This is a genomic window from Pseudoxanthobacter soli DSM 19599, from assembly GCF_900148505.1.
GTDB lineage: Bacteria > Pseudomonadota > Alphaproteobacteria > Rhizobiales > Segnochrobactraceae > Pseudoxanthobacter > Pseudoxanthobacter soli.
On sequence record NZ_FRXO01000016.1, the window covers coordinates 1 to 20,558 of the forward strand.

Annotated in this window: 17 protein-coding genes and 1 pseudogene; 13 read left to right on the top strand and 5 right to left on the bottom strand. The window is 67.7% G+C overall.

Going from position 1 to position 20,558, the window contains the following annotated elements; translation table 11 throughout:
• Positions 1-97: 97 nt before the first annotated feature.
• A pseudogene (locus BUF17_RS22335) lies at positions 98-810 on the top strand (IS5 family transposase).
• A 56-nt stretch (positions 811-866) separates the two neighbouring features.
• Here the strand turns inward: BUF17_RS22335 and BUF17_RS22780 are convergent.
• Positions 867-2,012: a hypothetical protein gene (locus tag BUF17_RS22780; protein ID WP_139282636.1), complete on the bottom strand. Its 1,146-nt coding sequence runs from the start codon at positions 2,010-2,012 to the stop codon at positions 867-869.
• A 294-nt stretch (positions 2,013-2,306) separates the two neighbouring features.
• On the opposite strand from BUF17_RS22780, the gene BUF17_RS21255 reads away from it, so the two are divergent.
• The 4 genes from BUF17_RS21255 to BUF17_RS21270 all read left to right on the top strand — a co-directional run bounded on the left by BUF17_RS21255 (position 2,307) and on the right by BUF17_RS21270 (position 5,440).
• A complete protein-coding gene (locus BUF17_RS21255) occupies positions 2,307-2,945 on the top strand; it encodes a LysE family translocator (protein ID WP_073632568.1) in 639 nt (212 codons plus the stop codon).
• Positions 2,946-3,013: 68 nt separating this feature from the next.
• Positions 3,014-3,739 (top strand): SOS response-associated peptidase, encoded by a 726-nt coding sequence (locus BUF17_RS21260; protein WP_073632570.1) that lies wholly within the window; start codon positions 3,014-3,016, stop codon positions 3,737-3,739.
• Positions 3,740-3,861: 122 nt separating this feature from the next.
• Positions 3,862-4,680, top strand: a complete 819-nt coding sequence (gene fabI, locus BUF17_RS21265; RefSeq protein ID WP_073632572.1) for an enoyl-ACP reductase FabI — start codon at positions 3,862-3,864, stop codon at positions 4,678-4,680.
• A gap of 163 nt (positions 4,681-4,843) precedes the next feature.
• Complete coding sequence (locus BUF17_RS21270; RefSeq protein ID WP_073632574.1) at positions 4,844-5,440, top strand: histidine phosphatase family protein; 597 nt, start codon at positions 4,844-4,846, stop codon at positions 5,438-5,440.
• A 337-nt stretch (positions 5,441-5,777) separates the two neighbouring features.
• Here the strand turns inward: BUF17_RS21270 and BUF17_RS21275 are convergent, their stop codons facing one another.
• The 4 genes from BUF17_RS21275 to galU form a co-directional block, all read right to left on the bottom strand.
• A complete protein-coding gene (locus tag BUF17_RS21275) occupies positions 5,778-5,981 on the bottom strand; it encodes a cold-shock protein (RefSeq protein ID WP_073632575.1) in 204 nt (67 codons plus the stop codon).
• 518 nt (positions 5,982-6,499) lie between these two features.
• A complete protein-coding gene (locus BUF17_RS21280; RefSeq protein WP_073632577.1) occupies positions 6,500-9,235 on the bottom strand; it encodes a glycosyltransferase in 2,736 nt (911 codons plus the stop codon).
• A 429-nt stretch (positions 9,236-9,664) separates the two neighbouring features.
• A complete protein-coding gene (locus BUF17_RS23050) occupies positions 9,665-10,267 on the bottom strand; it encodes a hypothetical protein (protein ID WP_073632579.1) in 603 nt (200 codons plus the stop codon).
• 125 nt (positions 10,268-10,392) lie between these two features.
• The gene (gene galU / locus BUF17_RS21290; protein ID WP_073632581.1) at positions 10,393-11,298 is read right to left on the bottom strand and encodes a UTP--glucose-1-phosphate uridylyltransferase GalU; all 906 of its coding nucleotides are present in this window, start codon (positions 11,296-11,298) and stop codon (positions 10,393-10,395) included.
• 409 nt (positions 11,299-11,707) lie between these two features.
• Between galU and eno the strand changes: the two genes are divergently transcribed.
• The 8 genes from eno (at position 11,708) to BUF17_RS21330 (ending at position 20,385) form a co-directional block, all read left to right on the top strand.
• Positions 11,708-12,997, top strand: coding sequence for a phosphopyruvate hydratase (eno, locus tag BUF17_RS21295; protein ID WP_073632584.1), 1,290 nt, complete (start codon positions 11,708-11,710; stop codon positions 12,995-12,997).
• Between the two features lie 256 nt (positions 12,998-13,253).
• Complete coding sequence (locus BUF17_RS21300) at positions 13,254-13,607, top strand: FtsB family cell division protein (protein ID WP_073632586.1); 354 nt, start codon at positions 13,254-13,256, stop codon at positions 13,605-13,607.
• 143 nt (positions 13,608-13,750) lie between these two features.
• The gene (gene pdhA, locus BUF17_RS21305) at positions 13,751-14,896 is read left to right on the top strand and encodes a pyruvate dehydrogenase (acetyl-transferring) E1 component subunit alpha (RefSeq protein WP_084565075.1); all 1,146 of its coding nucleotides are present in this window, start codon (positions 13,751-13,753) and stop codon (positions 14,894-14,896) included.
• Between the two features lie 14 nt (positions 14,897-14,910).
• Positions 14,911-16,302 (top strand): pyruvate dehydrogenase complex E1 component subunit beta, encoded by a 1,392-nt coding sequence (locus BUF17_RS21310; RefSeq protein ID WP_073632588.1) that lies wholly within the window; start codon positions 14,911-14,913, stop codon positions 16,300-16,302.
• Between the two features lie 296 nt (positions 16,303-16,598).
• Positions 16,599-17,954 (top strand): pyruvate dehydrogenase complex dihydrolipoamide acetyltransferase, encoded by a 1,356-nt coding sequence (locus BUF17_RS21315; RefSeq protein WP_073632591.1) that lies wholly within the window; start codon positions 16,599-16,601, stop codon positions 17,952-17,954.
• A 115-nt stretch (positions 17,955-18,069) separates the two neighbouring features.
• The gene (locus BUF17_RS21320) at positions 18,070-18,441 is read left to right on the top strand and encodes a hypothetical protein (protein WP_073632593.1); all 372 of its coding nucleotides are present in this window, start codon (positions 18,070-18,072) and stop codon (positions 18,439-18,441) included.
• Between the two features lie 88 nt (positions 18,442-18,529).
• Positions 18,530-19,948 (top strand): dihydrolipoyl dehydrogenase, encoded by a 1,419-nt coding sequence (lpdA, locus tag BUF17_RS21325; RefSeq protein ID WP_073632595.1) that lies wholly within the window; start codon positions 18,530-18,532, stop codon positions 19,946-19,948.
• Positions 19,949-20,133: 185 nt separating this feature from the next.
• Positions 20,134-20,385, top strand: a complete 252-nt coding sequence (locus tag BUF17_RS21330) for a GlsB/YeaQ/YmgE family stress response membrane protein (RefSeq protein ID WP_073632597.1) — start codon at positions 20,134-20,136, stop codon at positions 20,383-20,385.
• Positions 20,386-20,558: the final 173 nt, after the last annotated feature.

The window sequence follows — 20,558 nt, forward strand, 5'->3', positions numbered from 1 at the left end:
CTAAGGCTTGTGGGGATTTGGGATTCCCAATTTGGCGTAGATGTGATTCACGCTTTGGATGGATCGCTTCGTACTGACGGACGCCCAATGGGCGAAGATGGAACCGCATTGTCTGGGCAAGCCGACGGACCCTGGGCGTAGCGGCGCAAACAACCGGCTGTTCCTGGAGGCGGTGCTGTGGATTGTCCGCACGGGCAGTCCGTGGCGTGACCTTCCAGCCACGTTCGGCAACTGGAGCACGGCGTTCCGGCGGTTCCGCGATTGGCGAGAAGCCGATGTTTTCAAGCGGATTTTCGATGCGCTGACGGAGGAGCCCGACATGGAATACGCCATGGTCGACGCCACCATCGTCAAGGTTCACCGGCACGGCCAGGGCGCAAAAGGGGGACTCAGAGCCAGGCCATTGGCCGTTCCAAAGGCGGCATGACGACCAAGATCCTGGCGCTGACCGACGCCTTGGGCAACCTCGTGCGGTTTCAGCTCATGCCCGGTCATCGTTTCGACACCGTCGGTGTCGCCCCGCTAATCAAGGGCGTCGAGTTCGGTGCCTTGCTTGCGGACAAGGCCTTCGACAGCAACGAGATCATCGCCGAACTCAACGAGCGTGGCGCAAAGATCGTGATCTCACAGCACCCCCGCCGCGCCATTCCCATCCCGCTCGACACCGAGATGTACAAATGGCGTCACCTCATCGAAAACTTCTTCTGCAAACTCAAGGAATTCAAGCGCATCGCCATGCGCGCTTGCAAAACCGACCGCAGCTTCGAGGCCATGATCTACCTCGCCGCTGCCGTCATCAACTCGCGGTGAATCCCCACAAGCCTTAGAACGAAGCCCAGTTCAGGCCGGGCCGGCGTGCCCGCCGCTCAATTCCCGTCGTCGGCGATCATGAAGAAGCGCCAGGTGCCGTCGGGCGCGATGCCGATCTTGTAGAACAGATAGGCGGCGTAGGCGCGCATTTCGTCGACATCCGAGGCCGTCAGCACGCGCAGCAACTCCACCTCCTGCGGCGGCGTAAGCCGGTCGACCGGAATCTCCGAGAAATAGGGCCAGACATACATCTCGTCCGGCGTGCCGGCGCCGTCGTGCACCCAGCCCGCGTCGAGCAGATCGAGCAGAATGGCGAGGATCTCGCGGCCGTTCTCGTCGCCGGAAGTTTCCTTCAGATAGGTGATCGGGTCCTTGTAGGGCTCCTTCGACAGTTCCGGCGGCGTCTTGCTCATGGCGAACACCGGCCGCAGCTTCTCGATGTCTCCGGTGCGCGCGGCGTCGATGATCGCCTGCCGCATCTTCCGCACCGGCTCGGGAAGGCCCTCGACGCCATAGTGGATTTCCGGCAGCGGCCCGTTGTCCGCGCCGGAATCGGCCGGCGGGGCGGGCGGCGGCGGCGCGTCGGTCTCGCCCCCCGGATCCTGCGGCGCGGTGTCGGGTGCCGGCGACGGCTGCGTGGCGTCCGGCGTCGCCGGAGAGGGCGACACGGAGGAAGGCGAAGCCGGGGCAGGGGAGGTGGGAGCCGAAGCGCCCGGGTCCGAAGCGTCCGGGCTCGATCCGGCCGGAGCGGGTGTGCCTCCGGCGGGGGCATCGGCCGATGGCGCGTCCGTCGTGGGCGGAGTCGCGACGGGCGGCTGGGCGCCGGCAGGCGACGTCCCATCCGAGGGGGGCTCCGAGGTGCCGGGCGAGGCCGGCGCCGTCTCGCCTTGGGGTGCCGACGAGGCGTCCGGCGTGGCCTTGTCGCCCTGCGGCGCTGTCGGCGGGCTGGTCTCCGGCAGGGCGGAAGGCTCGGAAGCCGGGGGCTGCGGCCCGCCGGTCAGGCCGGGGTGGTCCACGCTCGGCATGGGGTCGAGGCTCGATCCGGGCAGCGTCGCCGGGGCGGCGGAATCGACCGCGGCGACGCGCACCAGCGCAGTGTCCGGCACCATCCGGGCCGCGGCGGGATCGGCGAGGGCAGAGGCAGGCACCATTCCCAGCGCCAGCGCGAGACCGACAACACGGCCGACGGAGAATGAAAGCATGATGGAGCCTGATTGCGAGGAGGGCGTTGTCGTCAAGCCCGGACGGCTCGGCGCGCTCGCCCCCGGGATGGCCGGAGCCGCATCGGGCGGCATGGGACTCGGCCTATTTTATCGTCGCGACCGCGCGCGAGAAGCCCGATTTTTTGCGGTGGGCCGTTGTGATCCTCCAAGCCATCGCTTATGGCATCCAGCGGGATTGGGGGAACTTCGTCGGGAATCGGAGGCGCGGATGGCAGAATTCCGCCCCGGCGGGCACGGCGCAGGCTCGGCTGACGATCGTGCAGGGATGGTGACTTGACCGATTTCGGCTTGCTCGGCATTGGCGCAGCGATCGGGGTCGCGACGACGGCTCCCGTCGGCCCCGTCAACATCATGGTGATTCAGCGCACCTTCCGCCGCGGTCTGTTCGCGGGCTGGCTGGCGGGACTGGGCGCCGTTGTTGCCGATGCGCTCTACGCCTCGATGGCCGCCTTCGGCGTGACCGCGGTCTCGGACTTCGTGTCGTCCCATGCCGTCACCGTGCAGATGATCGGCGCGGTGGTGCTGTTCTGGTTCGGCTGGCGCATCATGCGGGCCCATCCCCATCTCGACGAGGGTGCCAACGGCGGGCAATCCGGTTTCATCTCCGGCCTCGCCACCGCGTTCGTGATGACCATCACCAATCCCGGGGCGGTGCTGGGCTTCATCGCCCTGTTCGGCGGCCTCGGCGATCTCGCCCCGGCGCCGGGCGACTGGCTCGGCGCGCTGACGCTGGTCGCCGGGCTCATCATCGGTTCGTCGTCGTGGTGGCTTCTGATCGCCGGGCTCGTCACCATGCTGCGCGGCCGCATGAACGATGCCTGGCTGGAGCGCATCAACCGGGTGGCTGGCGGTCTTCTGTTCGTGTTCGGTCTCGCGGTGCTCGGACGCGCGCTCTGGGCGCTCTTCGGCTGACTTGAGGCGCGCACGGGGCGCGCACCGGGCGCGCATGAGCGCGCGATGGAACAGCGGGAAGCGGGACCATGTGCGGCCGCTTCGTGCTTGATGTGACCCCCGACGATGTCGCGCGGATGTTCGACGTCGACGGCTTCGCGCCGTTCCCGCCGCGCTACAACATTGCCCCCGGCCAGCCGATCGCCGTCGTCCGCGAGGAGCACGGCCGCCGCCGGCTCGAACTGGTGCGCTGGGGTCTTGTCCCCGGCTGGGTCAAGGATCCGTCTGCGTTCCCGAAGCCGATCAATGCCCGCTCCGAGACGGTCCTGGAGAAGCCGACCTTCCGCGGCGCCATGCGCCATCGTCGCTGCCTTATCCCCGCGAGCGGGTTCTATGAATGGGCGCGGCAGGCCGGCGGTGCCCGGCAGCCGTTCCTGATCCGCCCTTCCGCCGGCGGCGTGGTCGGTCTCGCCGGGTTGTGGGAGGAATGGGTCGATCCGGATGGCGGCATTCACGAGACCGGTGTGATCCTGACGACGGCCGCCAACGCCATGATGTCGGCGATCCACGACCGGATGCCCGCGGTGATCCCGCCCGACCGCTTCGCCGCCTGGCTCGACTGCCGCCACGTCGACGGCCGCGAGGCTGCCGGGCTGGTGCGTCCAGTCAACGACGACTTCTTCACGGCCATCGCGGTCGATACCCGCGTCAACGCCGTGAAGAACGACGATGCCGACCTGACGACCCCGGCGGGACCCGCGCCGACGCCGCGCAGGGCCGTGGAGGAGGACGACCGGCAGCCGCGGCTTTTATGACACCCTGCGGCTCCGATGGCCGCGTTCGTCCCCTCAATCGGCGCAATGGCTTGAAGGGCATCCGGCGCTGTGCCATAGGAGGCCGATCCGCTGCGGATACGAAATTGGGATAGAGTGTGACGATGGTTGAAACGCAGGGGCTGATGAGCGGCAAGCGCGGCCTGATCATGGGCGTCGCGAACAACCGCTCGATCGCCTGGGGCATCGCGAAGGCGGTGCGTGCCCACGGCGCCGAACTCGCGTTGACCTATCAGGGCGATGCGCTGCGCAAGCGCGTCGAGCCGCTGGCCGCGGAACTCGGCGCCCATGTGGCCGGCCATTGCGACGTCACCGACGCGGCCTCCATCGATGCGGTGTTCGCCGATCTCGAGAAGACCTGGGGCCGGCTCGACTTCCTCGTCCACGCCATCGCTTTCTCCGACAAGGAAGAACTCGACGGCCGCTATGTCGACACCTCGGCCGACAACTTCGCCCGTACCATGCAGATCTCGGTCTATTCGCTGGTCGCCGTGACCCAGCGCGCCGAGAAGCTGATGACCGAGGGCGGCTCGATCCTGACGCTCACCTATTACGGTGCCGAGAAGGTGATGCCCCACTACAACGTGATGGGCGTCGCCAAGGCCGGCCTCGAGGCGAGCGTGCGCTATCTCGCCGCCGATCTCGGCCCGAAGGCGATCCGCGTCAACGCGCTGTCGGCCGGCCCGATCAAGACGCTCGCGGCCTCCGGCATCGGCGATTTCCGCTATATCCTCAAGTGGAACGAGTACAACGCGCCGCTTCGGCGGACGGTGACCATCGAAGACGTGGGCGATTCCGCGCTCTACCTGCTGTCGCCCCTCGGCCGCGGCGTCACCGGCGAGATCCATCATGTCGATGCGGGCTATCACGTCGTCGGCATGAAGGCGGTCGATGCGCCCGATATCTCGGTCGTGAAGGAATAATCCCCGGCGCCTCGCGGTCTCGCGCCCGCCGCCGGTCGGGAGCTTATCCCCGGGTCGCGGGCTGCGGACGGCATGAGACGCCTGAATGACGGAACCCGGGATGGCCCTTCCGGCCGCCAGAGGGCTCGCTCTGGCGGATGGGCGCTTCGGGCCGGGAGATCCCATGCTTGTCACGACGCTCTATCACATCCGCCACGGCCAGACGGACTGGAACGCGGAGGGCCGTCTTCAGGGCCAGCGCGACATTCCGCTGAACGATTTCGGCCGCACCCAGGCGGCGCGCAACGGGCAGGCGCTCGCGGAGCACTTCGCGACGGCGGGTCTCGATCCGGCGGCCTTCGTCTGGATCGCCTCGCCGCTCGGGCGCTCGCGCGAGACCATGGAGATCGTGCGACGCGGGCTCGGCCTCGATCCCCTCGACTACGCGGTCGACGACAGGCTGCGCGAAGTCACCTTCGGGCAGTGGGAAGGCCACACCCTCGACGAGATCAAGGTGCGCGATCCGGCAGGCCATGCCGCGCGCAAGGCCGACAAGTGGGGGTTCGTGCCGCCTGAGGGCGAAAGCTACGCCATGCTGTCCGACCGCATCAGGGGCTGGCTCGCCGGCATCGACCGCGATGCCGTGGTAGTTGCCCACGGCGGGGTCCAGCGCGTGCTCGAAGGGTTGCTGTTCCCGATGCCGTCGGCCGACATTCCGGTCCGGCCCGTGCCGCAGGACCGCATCTTCCGCTTCCAGGCCGGCGAAGCCGTCTGGATCTGACGGGACGTGGCCAGAGCGCTTTCCGATCTGATCAAATCGTCAGATCAACAAGAAATCGCTTCAATTTCAAAAGCTTGAGCCTGTCCTTGTCGTTCAGATCGGGTTCAATCTGAACGGGATTTGCTTCAGGCGGCGGTCCCGCCGTCAAGCTGCGGATCGTCCTCGGCGTGCGTCGCCACATCGCACGGCCGCGCCATAAAAACGGCCGGCTCTCGTCCCGTGACGAGAAGGCCGGCCGGCGATCCAAGACGTCAGATCAGAATTCCGAATGCGATATCTTGTCGGTACGCAACCTCACGGTCGCGCCCCCCTCTCGATCCGGCAAGCGCGGCGGAAATCAGCCGACGCGCAGATTACCGGCCGAAGTCTTGCCGCGCTCGGTCACCAGTTCGTAGGTTACTTTCTGGCCCTCGATGAGGTTCGCCAATCCGGCCCGCTGCAAAGCCGTGATATGCACGAAAACATCGCGCGAGCCGTCGCTCGGCTGAATGAAGCCGTATCCCTTCTGGGCGTTGAACCACTTTACGGTCCCGGTAGCCATCGTCGTCTCCTGGTCGGGTCGTCCTGATGCCGGCCCTGCCTTGCGGCCGAGACCGGCGGGTCTGCGATTTCTGCGGTTGGCTTGGACCGTTTCTCCGCAGGGAGTGGAACAAGGCATGGCCGAAAACACAATCGCGACTAGAACAAATGACGATCCTTTGCGGTCAAGTCAACAGACCTCGGCCGTAGCCGGCGCCGCCGTCGGGCAGCGTCCGTCAGCGCGCGATTGCTTCGGTTTCTTCTCTTGAACTGTTGGTCAATCGGATTTGGCGGCGCTGTTCCATGCCGTGAGACGGCGAGCACTTCGCCGGAGACGCTGCCGGATGGCTTCAAACTGATGTGAGAGCCGCGTCAGGAACGTCCGCAGCGTTCGCGCCGGGATGGTGGAAAGCGAATATTCGCCGTGCTTTACCGCGCTGCAACGTAAAGGCGCGATGCCCGTGCGGCGCGCGGGCCGGACGTGAAAAAGCCGGCGGGCGCGGGCGCCGCCGGCTTTTCAAATTCAGGCCGTGCCGGCCCTCAGGCGGAGGGCGAGGCGGTGATCGAGGGCAGGGCGGGCGTCGATCCGGTCTGGACGGTCACCGGCATTTCCACCGTGGCGGCGACCTCCGGCGCAGCCGGGGCGGCGGAGCCGGCGAGCGAAACCATGACGCGCCGCTCGAACAGAGCCATGCCGACGGTCGCAAGGAACGGCAGCGCCTGGACGATAAGCACCGCCGCGAACACGTAGATCTCGCGGACCTGGTCCTTGTTGGTGGCGATCAGGAGCGCGGAACCGAGCACGAGCAGGCTGCCGATGACGGCCTCCCACTTCGCGGGGAAGGCGCCGACCGGCTTCTTGCCGCCCGCGCCCTTGTCGGTGCGCAGGAACGGCAGCGAGTCCTTGAACATGCCGAGCGTGACGGCCCGGGCGATGGTGAACTGCAGGCTCATGGCCGCGACGCCGGCGCCGAGCGCATGGCGGAACGGCAGCCGCACACGCAGCCGGTAGAGCAGCGAGAAGTGGATGATGTTGATAAGGAACACCACCACGACCGGCAGCGTCAGCACCGAATCCGGCAGCGCGATGCCGGCAAACGCGACCACGGGCACCCAGAGCAGGTTGAGGAAGGCTGCGGCGACGCCGAGGGTTTCCGCGCCCATCCAGTTCAGCCAGCCCAGCATGAACTGAGTGCGCTGGGTGGCGGTGAGCGCGGTCCTGCCCGGGCGGAAGCGCAGCCAGTGCTTCCTGGCGATCTGGAAGCCGCCATAGGCCCAGCGGTGACGCTGCACCATGAACGAGCGGTAGTCGTCCGGCAGCATGCCCTGGCCGTACCGGCGGCGGGTATAGTGCGCCGACCAGCCGTGCTCCATGATGGAGAGGCCGAGATCGGTGTCCTCGGTGATGGTGTCGCTCGACCAGCCGCCGGCTTCCTCCAGCGCGAGGCGCCGGATGAGGCACATGGTGCCGTGGACGACGATGGCGTTGGCTTCGTTGCGCTCGACCATGCCGATATCGAAGAAGCCGGCATATTCGGCGTTGAGCACCGCATGGAACGGGCTGCGTTCGCCGTCACGATGGTCCTGCGGAGCCTGGACGATGCCGACCCGCGGATCGGAGAACAGCGGCGCCAGATCCTTCAGCCAGTCGGGCTCGACGACATAGTCGGCATCGAGCAGGGCGATGACTTCCGCCTGGGGGGCGGTGTGCTCCAGCGCCACCCGCAGCGCGCCGGCCTTGAAGCCCGTGAGCTTCTCGACATTGACGAACTTGAAGCGGGAACCGAGCGCGCGGCAGTGTTCCTCGACCGGCGTCACGAAAGCCGGATCGGGGGTGTTGTTGATGACGACGACGCACTCGAAGTTCGGATAATCGAGCTTGGCGATTGAATCGAGCGTCTGCTTCAGCATCTCCGGCGGCTCGCGATAGGCCGGGATGTGGATCGAGACCATGGGCTGGGCGGTGAGGCCGAGCTCGGCGAGGGAGGAGGCATCCGGCACCGGGCTCGCTGAGAAGGCGCGGGCGCTGATCTTGTCGGGCAGCAGGCGCACCGGTCCGCGGCCGAGCGCGATGGCGGCGATTTCCTCGATGCGCGAGAGCGACAGCAAGGCCAGCGGCACCAGCAGGATCAGACCGGCCACCCACATGATCGCGCTGCCGACGACGAGATAGTGCGACAGCGGGTGGGCGATGGTGACGGCAAGCCAGGCGCCGATGCCCTGGGCCGCGCCGGCGACGAGGAACGCCTGCCAGAACGTCGGATGGCGCAGTGCGAACGCGAACAGCGAGAGGAGTGTGCCGACCAGCAGGGCGGCGCCGACGATGCGTTCCTTGTTGGGCTCGCGGATGACGCCGGCGAGGTCGAACTTCAGCTTGCGGTCGGCATCGAACAGGCCCCAGTAGGCGCCTACGGAGCCTTCGTTGGTCTTCCAGACCTGATCGAACGCCTCGATGATGTTGTAGTCGATGCCGTGGTCGCGGGCGCGGGCGACGAAGTCGCGCAGGATTTCCGCTTGGGCGACCGGGCCGGGATCGGCACCCTTCATGTTGTAGCCGCCCGAGGGCCAGCCGAACTCGGCGACGACGATGTGCTTGCCGGGGAAGGCCGCGCGCAGCTTCTCGTAGACGTCGATGGCGGTCTGCACCGCCTTCTCGCGGGGCACGCCTTCCCAGTAGCTCAGGATGTGGGCCGCGATGAAATCGACGTTCGCGGCCAGTTCGGGATGCTCGAGCCAGGTCGACCAGATTTCGCCGGTGGTGACGGGAACCGGGCTCTCGGCGCGCACCTTGCGGAGGATCTCGGCCATCTCCTTGCCGGTCTTCTCGCCGCGCAGCACCGTCTCGTTACCGATCACGAGGGCTTGGACGTTGTTGTAGCGCCGCGCGAGATCGAGTGCGTTCTTGATCTCAAGCGCGTTACGGGTCTCGTCGGGCGATATCCAGGCGCCCTGGGTGACCTTGATGCCGTATTCGTTGGCGATCTCCGGCACCTGCTCCAGGCCGCCGGTGGCGGCGTAGGTGCGGATCGCCTTGGTGTAGGGCGCCACCACCTCCATGTCCTCGCGCAGCCGCGCCTTGGACAGGATGGTTCCCTTTTCCGGATTCTCGGAAGCGTTGTAGGGCGCGAAAGACAGGCTTTCGAGCTTGCCGTTCACGTCGGGCGCGGAAACCTTCTGCTCCCCGACCAGCCATATTGCGGCGTGCACGGCGGCAGCCAACACCACCGCCGCCGCAACAACGGGTACCGTGCGCCGGATCGTCCGGACGATCGACATCGGCAAAGCGCTCCTTGAGCCACGACCAGCCTGCTCACGACACCCCCGTGCCGCCCACACCGGCGCCGTCCGCGGCTTGGGAACCACGTCGGCGCGTCGAATGTCGGGAGGAGCGCGGCAGGCAATTCAGATGAGCACGTATTATGATGGAACTTTGTTTGGCCGCCGTAAATCAGAACCCGAAAATTGCGACATTCCGTCCACTTCCGGTAGACGTCAGGGCCGCATTGCGACGCTCCGATCAACGACGCACGGATCTCGGCACGAGGGCAGAAAACCATGCGGCGCCTTGATGCCACTTTCCGCCTGAACGGCATATGAACAAAGATGAACGGGAACGGTTGCACGCAGGCCAACAAAAAAGCGCCCCGGCGGATGCCGGAGCGCCTGTTGTGATCTCGTCGCCGGTCCCGGCCGGCGGCTTCAGGCTTACTGGGCCTTCTGCTCGGCCGGCTGTTCCGGCTTCGGCGCGCTCGCGCCCGGCTCCGCCGGCTTCTGTTCCTCGGCCTTCTGGCCCTCGGCGGGGGCGGCCGGAACCTTCAGCGTGGCGGGATCGAGCGCCGGATCGGCCCAGCAGGCGCGGGAGCGCAGGGGCAGGCCGGGATCGCCCTGCTCGCTGGAGACGCCGACGCGGATGAGGCAGGCGAACGCCACCGGCACGTGCTCGCTCGGGCATTCGAACCGGTCATAGAGCGACAGGAAGTCGTTGGCGGTGCGGATATCGTCGCGCCACAGCAGGCCGATGATGCGTTCGCCGGCCCAGGCGCATTCGGCGCGCGCCGCGGGCGAGGGCGGGGCCTTCGGCTTCTCGGGCGCGGGCGCCGCCGCGGCGGGAGCCGGAGCGGGCTGCGCGGGAGCAGGTTCAGCCGGAGCAGGCTGCGCGGGCGCCGCTGCCGGCGGCGGAGCTGCCTGGCCCTGGCTTTCCGCCGCTGGAGCGGCCGGCGCCGGAGCTTCCTGCGCCCAGGCGGCGGGGGCCATCGACAGAAGCGCGGCTGCGATGACGCAACGGCGCGCGAAGGGCAGCATGATCATGGTCGAAGAATTCCGGTTGACGGCATCTCGGGCATAGCGGCCGCAGTTGGTGTCCGGCGGGAGGATGGCCCAAGCGCGCGCCGCTGTCCACGGCGCGAGCCGGCCCTCTGCCCGCGAAGGTGGGATCAGCTTTCCGCGAGCTCGCCGAGCAGGGACTGCACCGCGGTGCGGAATTCGCCGGCGATATCCGGCCGGTCGAGCGCGTAGGCGACGTTGGCGGCGAGGAAGCCGACCTTCGAGCCGCAATCGTAGGTCTTGCCGGTAAAGCGCAGGGCGCGGAACGGCTGGAGGTTCATCAGGGGGCGCATGGAATCGGTGAGCTGGATTTCACCGCCGGCACCGACGCCGCCGCGCGACAGGAGATCGAAGATTTCCGGCTGGAGAATATAGCGGCCGGTGATGATGAGGTTGGAGGGGGCCTCGCTCGCCTTCGGCTTCTCCACCATTCCGGTCACCGTATAGACGGGATCGGTGCCTTCGCCGATCTCGACGACGCCGTACTGGTCGACCTTGTCGTGCGGGACTTCCTCGACGGCGATGACGTTGCCGCCATGGCGGTTGTAGACGTCCATCATCTGCGACAGGCAGCCGCGCTCACCCTTGATCAGCACGTCCGGCAGCAGCAGGGCGAACGGCTCGTGGCCGACGATGTCGCGCGCGCACCACACGGCGTGACCGAGGCCGAGGGGCTCCTGCTGGCGGGTGAAGCTGGTCTCGCCCGGCTTCGGGCGGGCGGCGACGACGGTGCGCAGCACGTCGGTCTTGCGGCGGCGCTGGAGGGTTTCCTCGAGTTCGTAGGCGATGTCGAAATGGTCCTCGATCACGCCCTTGTTGCGCCCGGTGACGAACACGATGTGCTCGATGCCGGCCGCGCGCGCCTCGTCGAACACGTATTGGATGACCGGCCGGTCGACCACGGTCAGCATTTCCTTCGGCATCGACTTCGTCGCCGGCAGGAAGCGCGTACCGAGGCCGGCGACCGGAATGATCGCCTTGCGGATCGGCGTCGGTGTCGTCGGCGTCGGTGTCATGGCGGCTTCTCCCAGAATTCGGGTTATGTCGACGTGCGTTGCCGGGCGGACCGTGGACAGGATCGGCGGCCTCGTTCGCGTGACCACTACCTTAGCCCCGTTTCCCCTTCAAGGCGGGCGGCGGGCTCCCGCGCACACGACGGGGGGCCGACGGCAGCGCCGTTATCCCGGCCGGACGGCTCCCGACAACGGGCCGGGCGGCGGATCGTTCCGGCGGCATCGCAACGTCCGTCGGCATTCTCCGCCGCCCCGCATGTAAGACGCGACACGGCGGCGGGGTTCTGGCGTCGCCCCGTGCGATCGGCTAATGGATGGCGTGCCGCCGCCCGCCGGCGGTCCCGGTTTCATGAGGCCGCAGGCCTTTCAAGCGCCCCGCCCGACGCCGGAAGGCGTCCCTGAGGAGAACTCCATGACCGCCATCGTCGATATCATCGGCCGTCAGATCCTGGACAGCCGCGGCAATCCCACCGTGGAAGTGGATGTCGTGCTCGAGGACGGCTCGTTCGGCCGGGCCGCCGTGCCCTCCGGCGCCTCGACCGGTGCCCACGAGGCGGTGGAACTGCGCGACGGCGGTTCGGAGTGGCTCGGCAAGGGCGTTTCCAAGGCGGTCGAGGCCGTGAACGGCGAGATCTTCGACGCGATCGGCGGCCGCGAGGCCGAGGACCAGATCGCGCTCGACCGCACCATGATCGAGCTCGACGGCACGCCGAACAAGAGCCGGCTCGGCGCCAACGCCATCCTCGGCGTCTCGCTCGCGGTCGCCAAGGCCGCCGCCGAGGCCGCCGGCCTGCCGCTCTACCGCTATGTGGGCGGCGCCAATGCCCGGGTGCTGCCGACCCCGATGATGAACATTATCAACGGCGGCGTGCACGCCGACAACCCGATCGACTTCCAGGAATTCATGATCCTGCCGGCCGGCCTGCCGTCGTTCACCGACGCGCTGCGGGCGGGCACCGAGATCTTCCACACCCTGAAGAAGGCCCTCAAGGACGCCGGCCACAACACCAATGTCGGCGACGAGGGCGGCTTCGCCCCGAACCTGCCGTCGGCCACCGCCGCGCTCGACTTCATCGCGAAGGCGATCGAGAAGGCCGGCTACAAGCCCGGCAGCGAGGTGTTCATCGGCCTCGATTCGGCGTCGACGGAGTTCTACAAGAACGGCGCCTACGTTCTGGAGGGCGAGGGCCGCACCCTCGACTCGGCCAAGATGGTGGATTACCTCGCAGAGCTCGTCGCCGCCTATCCGATCGTCACCATCGAGGACGGCATGGCCGAGGACGACTGGGAGGGCTGGAAGCTCCTGACCGACCGGCTCGGGTCCAAGATCCAGCTCGTCGGCGACGACCTGTTCGTCACCAATACCGAGCGCCTGAAGCGGGGCATCGCCACCGACACGGCGAACGCCATCCTCGTGAAGGTCAACCAGATCGGCACCCTGACCGAGACGCTCGACGCGGTGGAAACCGCCCACAAGGCCGGCTACCGGGCCGTGATGTCCCATCGCTCCGGCGAGACCGAGGACGCGACCATCGCTGACCTGGCGGTCGCCACCAACTGCGGTCAGATCAAGACCGGCTCGCTCGCCCGTTCCGACCGGCTCGCCAAGTACAACCAGCTGCTGCGCATCGAGGGCGAACTTGGGCCCCAGGGCGAATATGCCGGCATCGGCGCCCTGAAGGCGCTGGCGAAGCTCGGCTGAGGCGCCGGCCCCCGGCCGGCGCGGCCCCTCTTGCGGACCGGCGCCGACACAGCGGCCCGATGGACATAAAAGAGAAAGGCGGCCCTCGTGGCCGCCTTTCGCGTTCTGGGCCGGATGTCCCGAACGGTACGGTGGCGATCGACGCGGTCGCACGGACCGGCGGACCGGCGGCCGCAACGAAACGTTAAGCGGTCGCTCCCTATGGTCGCCGAATCGGTGCGTTGCCAGCCAATGCGGCTCCCGGATTGTTCATCCCATGACCACCCGTCATCGCAAGCGGTCCTTTCTGCGGCATCTGATGGTTCCCGCCCTTTCGATCGCGATCGGGTGCTACTTCGCCTATCACACGGTCACCGGCGATCTCGGCATCCGCGCCCGCGAGCAGATCGAGGTGGAAGCGGGACATCTGAGGGAGCAGTTGGCCGAAGTGCGCGGAGAGCGCGAGCGGCTTGAGCAGCGCGTCAAGCTGATGCGCGCCGATGCGATCGATCCCGATCTCGTAGACGAGCGTGCCCGCGCGCAGCTCAACATGGTCCAGCCCGACGAAATCGTGATTCTTCGGCCGAGCGTCGGCAAAGTCGCGGGCGCGGCCAATACGGCCGGCCTTTAAGCCTATCATTCGCGCTGCACTGCGGCATCCTGGAATAATGTCGAATAGGCGAAGCAGCTATGCGCGGCAGCGGCCTTGATTGCTCGGGCGGCTCCGTTAATGTGGCCGGGCGCCCTCGGGAGGGACGCTCGGAGAGGTAGTTCATGGCCGTAGCCAAGACGACGACGCGGGCAGGGGCGACCCCGCCCCACCGTGGCCGCGGTGCTGGTAAATCCCCCGCGAAGCCAGCCGCCGCCAAGGAAGACGTAGTCAAATCGACGAAGAAATCGGCCCCTGCGCCGGACTCGTCCACAACCTCCGCGATTCCGAACGATCCGCCCCGGATCGCGGAGTTCGACAAGGAGACGGAGCTCGGCGCGTATCGCGACATGCTCCTCATTCGCCGCTTCGAGGAAAAGGCCGGCCAGCTCTACGGCATGGGCTTCATCGGCGGCTTCTGCCATCTCTATATCGGCCAGGAGGCCGTGGTCGTCGGCATGCAGCTCGCGCTGAAGCCGGGTGATCAGGTCATCACAGGCTATCGCGACCACGGGCACATGCTCGCCTGCCGGATGGATCCGAAGGGCGTCATGGCCGAGCTGACCGGCCGCCGCGGAGGCTACTCCAAGGGCAAGGGCGGCTCGATGCACATGTTCTCGGTCGAGAAGGGCTTCTTCGGCGGCCACGGCATCGTCGGCGCGCAGGTCTCGCTCGGCACCGGTCTCGCCTTCGCCAATCACTACCGCAACGACGGCAAGGTCTCGCTCGCCTATTTCGGTGACGGCGCGTCCAACCAGGGCCAGGTCTACGAGAGCTTCAACATCGCGAAGCTGTGGAAGCTGCCGGTCGTCTACATCATCGAGAACAACCACTACGGCATGGGCACGAGCGTGCAGCGGGCGTCGTCGACGACCGATCTCGCCCATCGCGGCCGTTCGTTCGACATTCCCGGCGAGGCCGTGGACGGCATGGACGTGCGCGCCGTCAAGGCTGCGGCCGACCGTGCAGTGGCCCATGCCCGCGACGGCGAGGGGCCCTACATCCTCGAGATGCTGACCTACCGCTATCGCGGCCATTCGATGTCGGACCCGGCGAAGTACCGCTCGAAGGAAGAGGTCCAGAAGATGCGGACCGAGCACGATCCGATCGAGCAGGTCCGCAACCGCCTGATCGAGGCCAAGTGGGCGACCGAGGACGATCTCAAGGCGATCGACAAGGAAATCCGCGACATCGTCAACGAGGCGGCCGAATTCGCCCAGTCCAATCCCGAGCCGGATGCGTCCGAACTCTGGACCGACATCTATCGCTGAGGACGGGGACGGACATGCCGATTGATATTCTGATGCCCGCCCTCTCCCCGACGATGGAGGAGGGCAAGCTCGCCAAGTGGCTCAAGCAGGAAGGCGACACGGTCAAGTCCGGTGACGTCATCGCCGAGATCGAGACCGACAAGGCGACCATGGAGGTCGAGGCTGTCGACGAGGGCACCATCGCCAAGATCCTGATCCCCGCGGGTACCGAGGGCGTGAAGGTGAACACGGCGATCGCGATCCTGGCGGGCGAGGGCGAGGATGCCGGCGCGGCTGCCGCGAGCGCCGCCTCGAAGCCTGCCGAACCCGCCCCGGCGCCCGCGCCGGCTTCGGTCGCCGAGCCTGCCCAGGCGCCTGCGAGCGTTCCGGCCGCGCCGAAAGCTCCCGCCGTCGCCTCCGACCCGGAGATTCCCGCCGGCACGGAGTTCGTCTCGCAGACCGTGCGCGAAGCCCTGCGCGACGCGATGGCCGAGGAGATGCGCCGCGACGAGGACGTCTTCGTCATGGGTGAGGAGGTCGCCGAGTATCAGGGCGCCTACAAGATCACCCAGGGCCTGCTGCAGGAATTCGGCCCGCGCCGCGTGATCGATACGCCGATCACCGAGCACGGCTTCACCGGCGTCGCCGTCGGTGCCGCGTTCAACGGGCTGAAGCCGATCGTCGAATTCATGACGTTCAACTTCGCCATGCAGGCGATCGACCAGATCATCAACTCCGCCGCCAAGACGCACTACATGTCCGGTGGCCAGGTGACCTGTCCGATCGTGTTCCGCGGCCCGAACGGGGCGGCGGCGCGCGTGGCGGCCCAGCACAGCCAGGATTATGCGGCCTGGTACGCCCAGATCCCGGGCCTTCGCGTCGTGCAGCCCTATTCGGCCGCCGACGCCAAGGGCCTGCTGAAGGCGGCGATCCGCGATCCGAACCCGGTGGTGTTCCTGGAGAACGAGATTCTCTACGGCCATGCCTTCGAGGTTCCGAAGCTCGACGATTTCGTGCTGCCGATCGGCAAGGCGCGGGTCGCGAAGTCCGGCACCGACCTCACCATCGTCTCGTTCGGCATCGGCATGACCTATGCCCTGAAGGCGGCGGAAGAGCTGAAGGGTCTGGGCATCGACGCGGAAGTGATCGATCTGCGCACCATCCGTCCGCTCGACATCGACACCGTGCTCGCCTCGGTCAAGAAGACCGGCCGCGCGGTGACGGTGGAAGAGGGTTGGCCGGTGTGCTCGATCGGTTCGGAGCTCGCCTCCCAGATCATGGTCAAGGCGTTCGACTGGCTCGATGCGCCGGTTCTGAAGGTCACGGGCAAGGACGTTCCGATGCCCTATGCCGCGAACCTCGAGAAGCTGGCACTGCCGACCGTCGCCGACGTGATCGAGGCGGCCAAGGCCGTCACCTACCGCTGATCGAACACGAGGCGGGCCGGTTCCGGCCCGCCTTCGTTTCCGCGCATCCGTTGCCGGATGCGAGACGACGAGAGGTCGCCGTTCCACGGCCCGCCGGCTCTCTCCCCGCGGTGCGTCAGGCACGACGGGGGAGGCCCGGGCGATGGCCGGGACGAGGCCATGGATGAATCAATGAGACCCGCCCGCGCCGCCGGCGCGCGGCGCGGCGCCGATGCCGGGGCGCTCGTCCCGCCTTCCGCACGGCGCGTTCGCCACGGGTCGACAGCTCGGCTCTCAGGAGCCTGAGGGGGAAGACGATGCCCATCGACATTCTGATGCCGGCCCTCTCGCCCACGATGGAAAAGGGCAACCTTGCCAAGTGGCATGTGAAGAAGGGCGACACGGTGAAATCCGGCGACGTGATCGCCGAGATCGAGACCGACAAGGCGACCATGGAGGTCGAGGCGGTCGACGAGGGGACCGTCGGCGAGATCCTGGTGCCGGAAGGCACCCAGGACGTGGCGGTCAACGCCCGCATCGCGGTTCTTCTGGGCGAGGGCGAGGACGCTTCGGCGATCTCCGCCGCGGCGCCGGTCCAGGCCGCGCCCGCCGCGGCCCCCGCGCCGGCGGCTGCTCCCACAGCGGCCGCTCCTGCCGCCGCCGCTGCTCCTGCCGCCGCCGCTGCTCCGGCCCCGGCCGCGCCTGCGGCCCCCGCCGCGGCGTCCGCAGGCGAGCGTCTGTTCGCCTCGCCGTTGGCCCGCCGCATCGCCAAGGAAAAGGGCCTCGATCTCGCCGCCATCAAGGGCTCCGGTCCGCACGGCCGCATCGTGAAGACCGACGTGGAGGCTGCCGCCGCCGGCGGAGCCGCCAAGCCGGCCGCCGCCGCTCCGGCCCCCGCCGCCGCGCCGGCCCCGGCGCCGAGCCTGCCGGCCGGTGCCTCGGACGAGGCGGTGCTGAAGCTGTTCCAGCCGGGCAGCTATGACGTCGTGCCTCACGATGGCATGCGCAAGGTCATCGCCCGCCGCCTGCTCGAATCCAAGCTGACGGTGCCGCACTTCTATCTCAGCCTCGACGTCGACCTCGACGCGCTCCTCAAGCTGCGTGCCGAGATCAACGAGGCTGCGCCCTCGGTCGACGGCAAGCCGGCCTACAAGGTGTCGGTCAACGACTTCGTCATCAAGGCGATGGCGGTTGCGCTGAAGGCGGTGCCGGAAGCCAACGTGACGTGGACCGAAGGCGGGATGCTGAAGCACAAGGTGGTCGATATCGGCGTCGCCGTGTCGCTGCCGGGCGGCCTGATCACGCCGGTGGTGCGCAATGCCGACCAGAAGTCGCTGTCGGCCATCTCCAACGAGATGAAGGACCTCGCCGGCCGCGCCCGTGCCAAGAAGCTGAAGCCCGAGGAATATCAGGGCGGCACCACCGCGATCTCCAATCTCGGCATGTTCGGGGTCAAGGACTTCGCGGCGATCGTCAACCCGCCGCACGCCACCATCCTGGCGGTGGGCGCGGGCGAGCAGCGGGCCGTGGTGCGCGGCGGCCAGCTCGCGATCGCGACCCAGATGACCCTCACGCTCTCGACCGATCACCGCGCCGTCGACGGCGCGCTCGGTGCCGAGCTCGGTCAGGCCCTGAAGGGCGCCATCGAGAAGCCGCTGTCACTCTTGGTGTGACGACGGTCCGGCCCAGGCCCGCTGCCGGACGTTCCGGCATCGGGCTTCGGCTGGGGGCTGGCGGACGGCCGGAGCGCATTCCGGCCGAAACGGAACATGATCTCGGGAGGAAGGCTTGGGCGACACCGATCTCCAGGGTTTCCCGCGCTGGTCGCGGGGAGGGGCCGCGAGGCGGGCGACCGTTGCCGCGGCGGTTTCGGCGACGATGTTCGGCCTTGCCTGCACCCCGGCGTTCGCGGTGCTGTCGCCCTATTGGCAGCGCGTAACGGAGATGAAGGCCATCATGGCTGACGAGGGCGTCGCCGCCGCGCTCCAGGCGAGCGGCCCCATCATATCGGTGACGGCCGGCGCCGGCGACGGCTACGAGGTTGCGACCGCAACATGCCGCCTGCGCGTCACGGTCGTCGATGCGCCCAAGCCGGTCGGTGCGCCGGCGGTCGGGCCGCGCACATTCGCCCTGAAGCTCGGCGAGCCGGTCTGCCGCTGATGCGGCCGGCGGGAGGCCTCGACAGGCCGTCCTGCCGCGGAAAAGCCGGGCGCGAAACATCAAGGGGGGCCCAAGGGGCCGCACGGACATGAGCGACACTTCCTACGACATCATCATCATCGGCGGTGGCCCGGGCGGCTATGTCGCGGCGATCCGCGCGGCCCAGCTCGGCTTCAAGACCGCGGTGGTCGAGAAGTCCCATCTCGGCGGCATCTGCCTCAACTGGGGCTGCATCCCGACCAAGGCGCTGCTGCGCTCGGCCGAGATCTACCACTACATGGAGCACGCCAAGGACTACGGCCTGTCGGCCTCGGGCGTCGGCTTCGACATCAATGCCGTGATCCAGCGTTCGCGCGGCGTCGCCAGCCAGCTTTCGACCGGCGTCGGCTTCCTGATGAAGAAGAACAAGATCGACGTGATCTGGGGCAAGGCGACGCTTTCCGCCCCCGGCAAGCTGAAGGTCGAGGCTGCGGAGAACGCGCCGAAGGGCGCGCTCGGCGGCGGCGACTACGCGGCCAAGAACATCATCATCGCCACCGGTGCCCGTCCGCGCGCGCTGCCCGGCATCGAGCCGGACAAGAAGCTGATCTGGACCTATTTCGAGGCGCTGAAGCCCGACCGGATGCCGAAGTCGCTGCTGGTGATGGGCTCGGGCGCCATCGGCATCGAGTTCGCCTCGTTCTACCGCACCCTTGGCGCCGAGGTGACCGTCGTCGAGGTGATGCCGCAGATCCTGCCGGTGGAAGACCACGAGATCGCCGCCCACGTCCGCAAGCGGCTCGAGAAGCAGGGCATGAAGATCCTGACCGACGCCAAGGTCGCCGGCGTGAAGAAGAACGCGGATTCCGTGACCGCGACCGTCGTCACCAAGGACGGCAAGTCGCAGGAGATCACGGCCGATCGGATGATCTCGGCGGTGGGCGTGCAGGGCAACATCGAGGGTCTCGGCCTCGAAGCGCTCGGCGTGAAGACCGACCGCGGCTGCATCGTGACCGACGGCCTCGGCCGCACCAACGTGCCCGGCCTCTATGCCATCGGCGACGTCGCCGGCCCGCCGATGCTCGCCCACAAGGCCGAGCATGAGGGCGTGATCTGCGTCGAAGGCATCAAGGGCCTGCACGTCCACCCGATGGACAAGGCCAAGATCCCGGGCTGCACCTATTGCAACCCGCAGGTCGCCTCCGTCGGCCTCACCGAGAACAAGGCCAAGGAAGCCGGCCGCAAGATCCGCGTCGGCCGCTTCCCGTTCATCGGCAACGGCAAGGCGATCGCGCTCGGCGAGCCGGAAGGCCTGGTCAAGACGATCTTCGACGCCGAGACGGGCGAACTGATCGGTGCCCACATGGTCGGAGCCGAGGTGACGGAACTCATCCAGGGCTTCGTGGTCGCCATGAACCTGGAGACCACCGAGGAAGACCTGATGCACACCGTGTTCCCGCATCCGACCCTGTCGGAGACGATGCACGAGAGCGTGCTCGACGCCTACGGCCGGGTGATCCACACCTGACGACGCGATCGGCGGCCGGCTTGGATGCGACCGCATCCGCGCCGGCTTGCCGGTTGACGAACGCGCCGCCAGTCGCCACCTTTGTGCGGTGCAGGCCTTTGTTCGGCCAGCCGATTTGACCGACCGAATGGCGCACCGCGCCGCGAGTGCCGGCCGCCGGGTGTGGCGGGTGAGGGGGACCATCCATGAACGGCGTCGGCTTCTTCGGGGCGATCCTGATCGGCATTCTCGCCGGATGGATCGCCGAGCGGGTGTTCAACCGCAATCACGGCCTGATCACCAACCTCATCGTCGGCCTGATCGGCTCGCTGATCGGCGGCTGGCTGGTGCGGAATTTCCAGATTTCGGTGCTGCCCGGCTTCTGGACGAGCCTGATCGTCTCCTCCATCGGCGCCGTCGTGCTCCTGTTCGTGCTGGGGCTGTTCCAGCGGCGATGACCGGCGCCGACGACGGAGCGGCCATGCGGCCGGCGCCCCTCGACGCGGCCGGGCGACAGGGTTAAGACTCGTTCGAAGAACAGTGCGCGCGAAGAACAGACCGCGTTTCCGGCCTTCGGGCATGGCCTGGAAGTTGGCCGGCAGCCCGAAGTTGGCCTGCAACGTGATGTTGG

Excerpts from the sequence above, each read along its gene's own strand:
- BUF17_RS22780 (WP_139282636.1), bottom strand. The coding sequence starts at position 2,012 with ATGCTTTCATTCTCCGTCGGCCGTGTTGTCGGTCTCGCGCTGGCGCTG.
- BUF17_RS21260 (WP_073632570.1), top strand. The coding sequence starts at position 3,014 with ATGTGCGGCCGCTTCGTGCTTGATGTGACCCCCGACGATGTCGCGCGG.
- fabI (WP_073632572.1), top strand. The coding sequence starts at position 3,862 with ATGGTTGAAACGCAGGGGCTGATGAGCGGCAAGCGCGGCCTGATCATG.
- BUF17_RS21270 (WP_073632574.1), top strand. The coding sequence starts at position 4,844 with ATGCTTGTCACGACGCTCTATCACATCCGCCACGGCCAGACGGACTGG.
- BUF17_RS21275 (WP_073632575.1), bottom strand. The coding sequence starts at position 5,981 with ATGGCTACCGGGACCGTAAAGTGGTTCAACGCCCAGAAGGGATACGGC.
- BUF17_RS21280 (WP_073632577.1), bottom strand. The coding sequence starts at position 9,235 with ATGTCGATCGTCCGGACGATCCGGCGCACGGTACCCGTTGTTGCGGCG.
- BUF17_RS23050 (WP_073632579.1), bottom strand. The coding sequence starts at position 10,267 with ATGATCATGCTGCCCTTCGCGCGCCGTTGCGTCATCGCAGCCGCGCTT.
- galU (WP_073632581.1), bottom strand. The coding sequence starts at position 11,298 with ATGACACCGACGCCGACGACACCGACGCCGATCCGCAAGGCGATCATT.
- eno (WP_073632584.1), top strand. The coding sequence starts at position 11,708 with ATGACCGCCATCGTCGATATCATCGGCCGTCAGATCCTGGACAGCCGC.
- BUF17_RS21300 (WP_073632586.1), top strand. The coding sequence starts at position 13,254 with ATGACCACCCGTCATCGCAAGCGGTCCTTTCTGCGGCATCTGATGGTT.
- pdhA (WP_084565075.1), top strand. The coding sequence starts at position 13,751 with ATGGCCGTAGCCAAGACGACGACGCGGGCAGGGGCGACCCCGCCCCAC.
- BUF17_RS21310 (WP_073632588.1), top strand. The coding sequence starts at position 14,911 with ATGCCGATTGATATTCTGATGCCCGCCCTCTCCCCGACGATGGAGGAG.
- BUF17_RS21315 (WP_073632591.1), top strand. The coding sequence starts at position 16,599 with ATGCCCATCGACATTCTGATGCCGGCCCTCTCGCCCACGATGGAAAAG.
- lpdA (WP_073632595.1), top strand. The coding sequence starts at position 18,530 with ATGAGCGACACTTCCTACGACATCATCATCATCGGCGGTGGCCCGGGC.
- BUF17_RS21330 (WP_073632597.1), top strand. The coding sequence starts at position 20,134 with ATGAACGGCGTCGGCTTCTTCGGGGCGATCCTGATCGGCATTCTCGCC.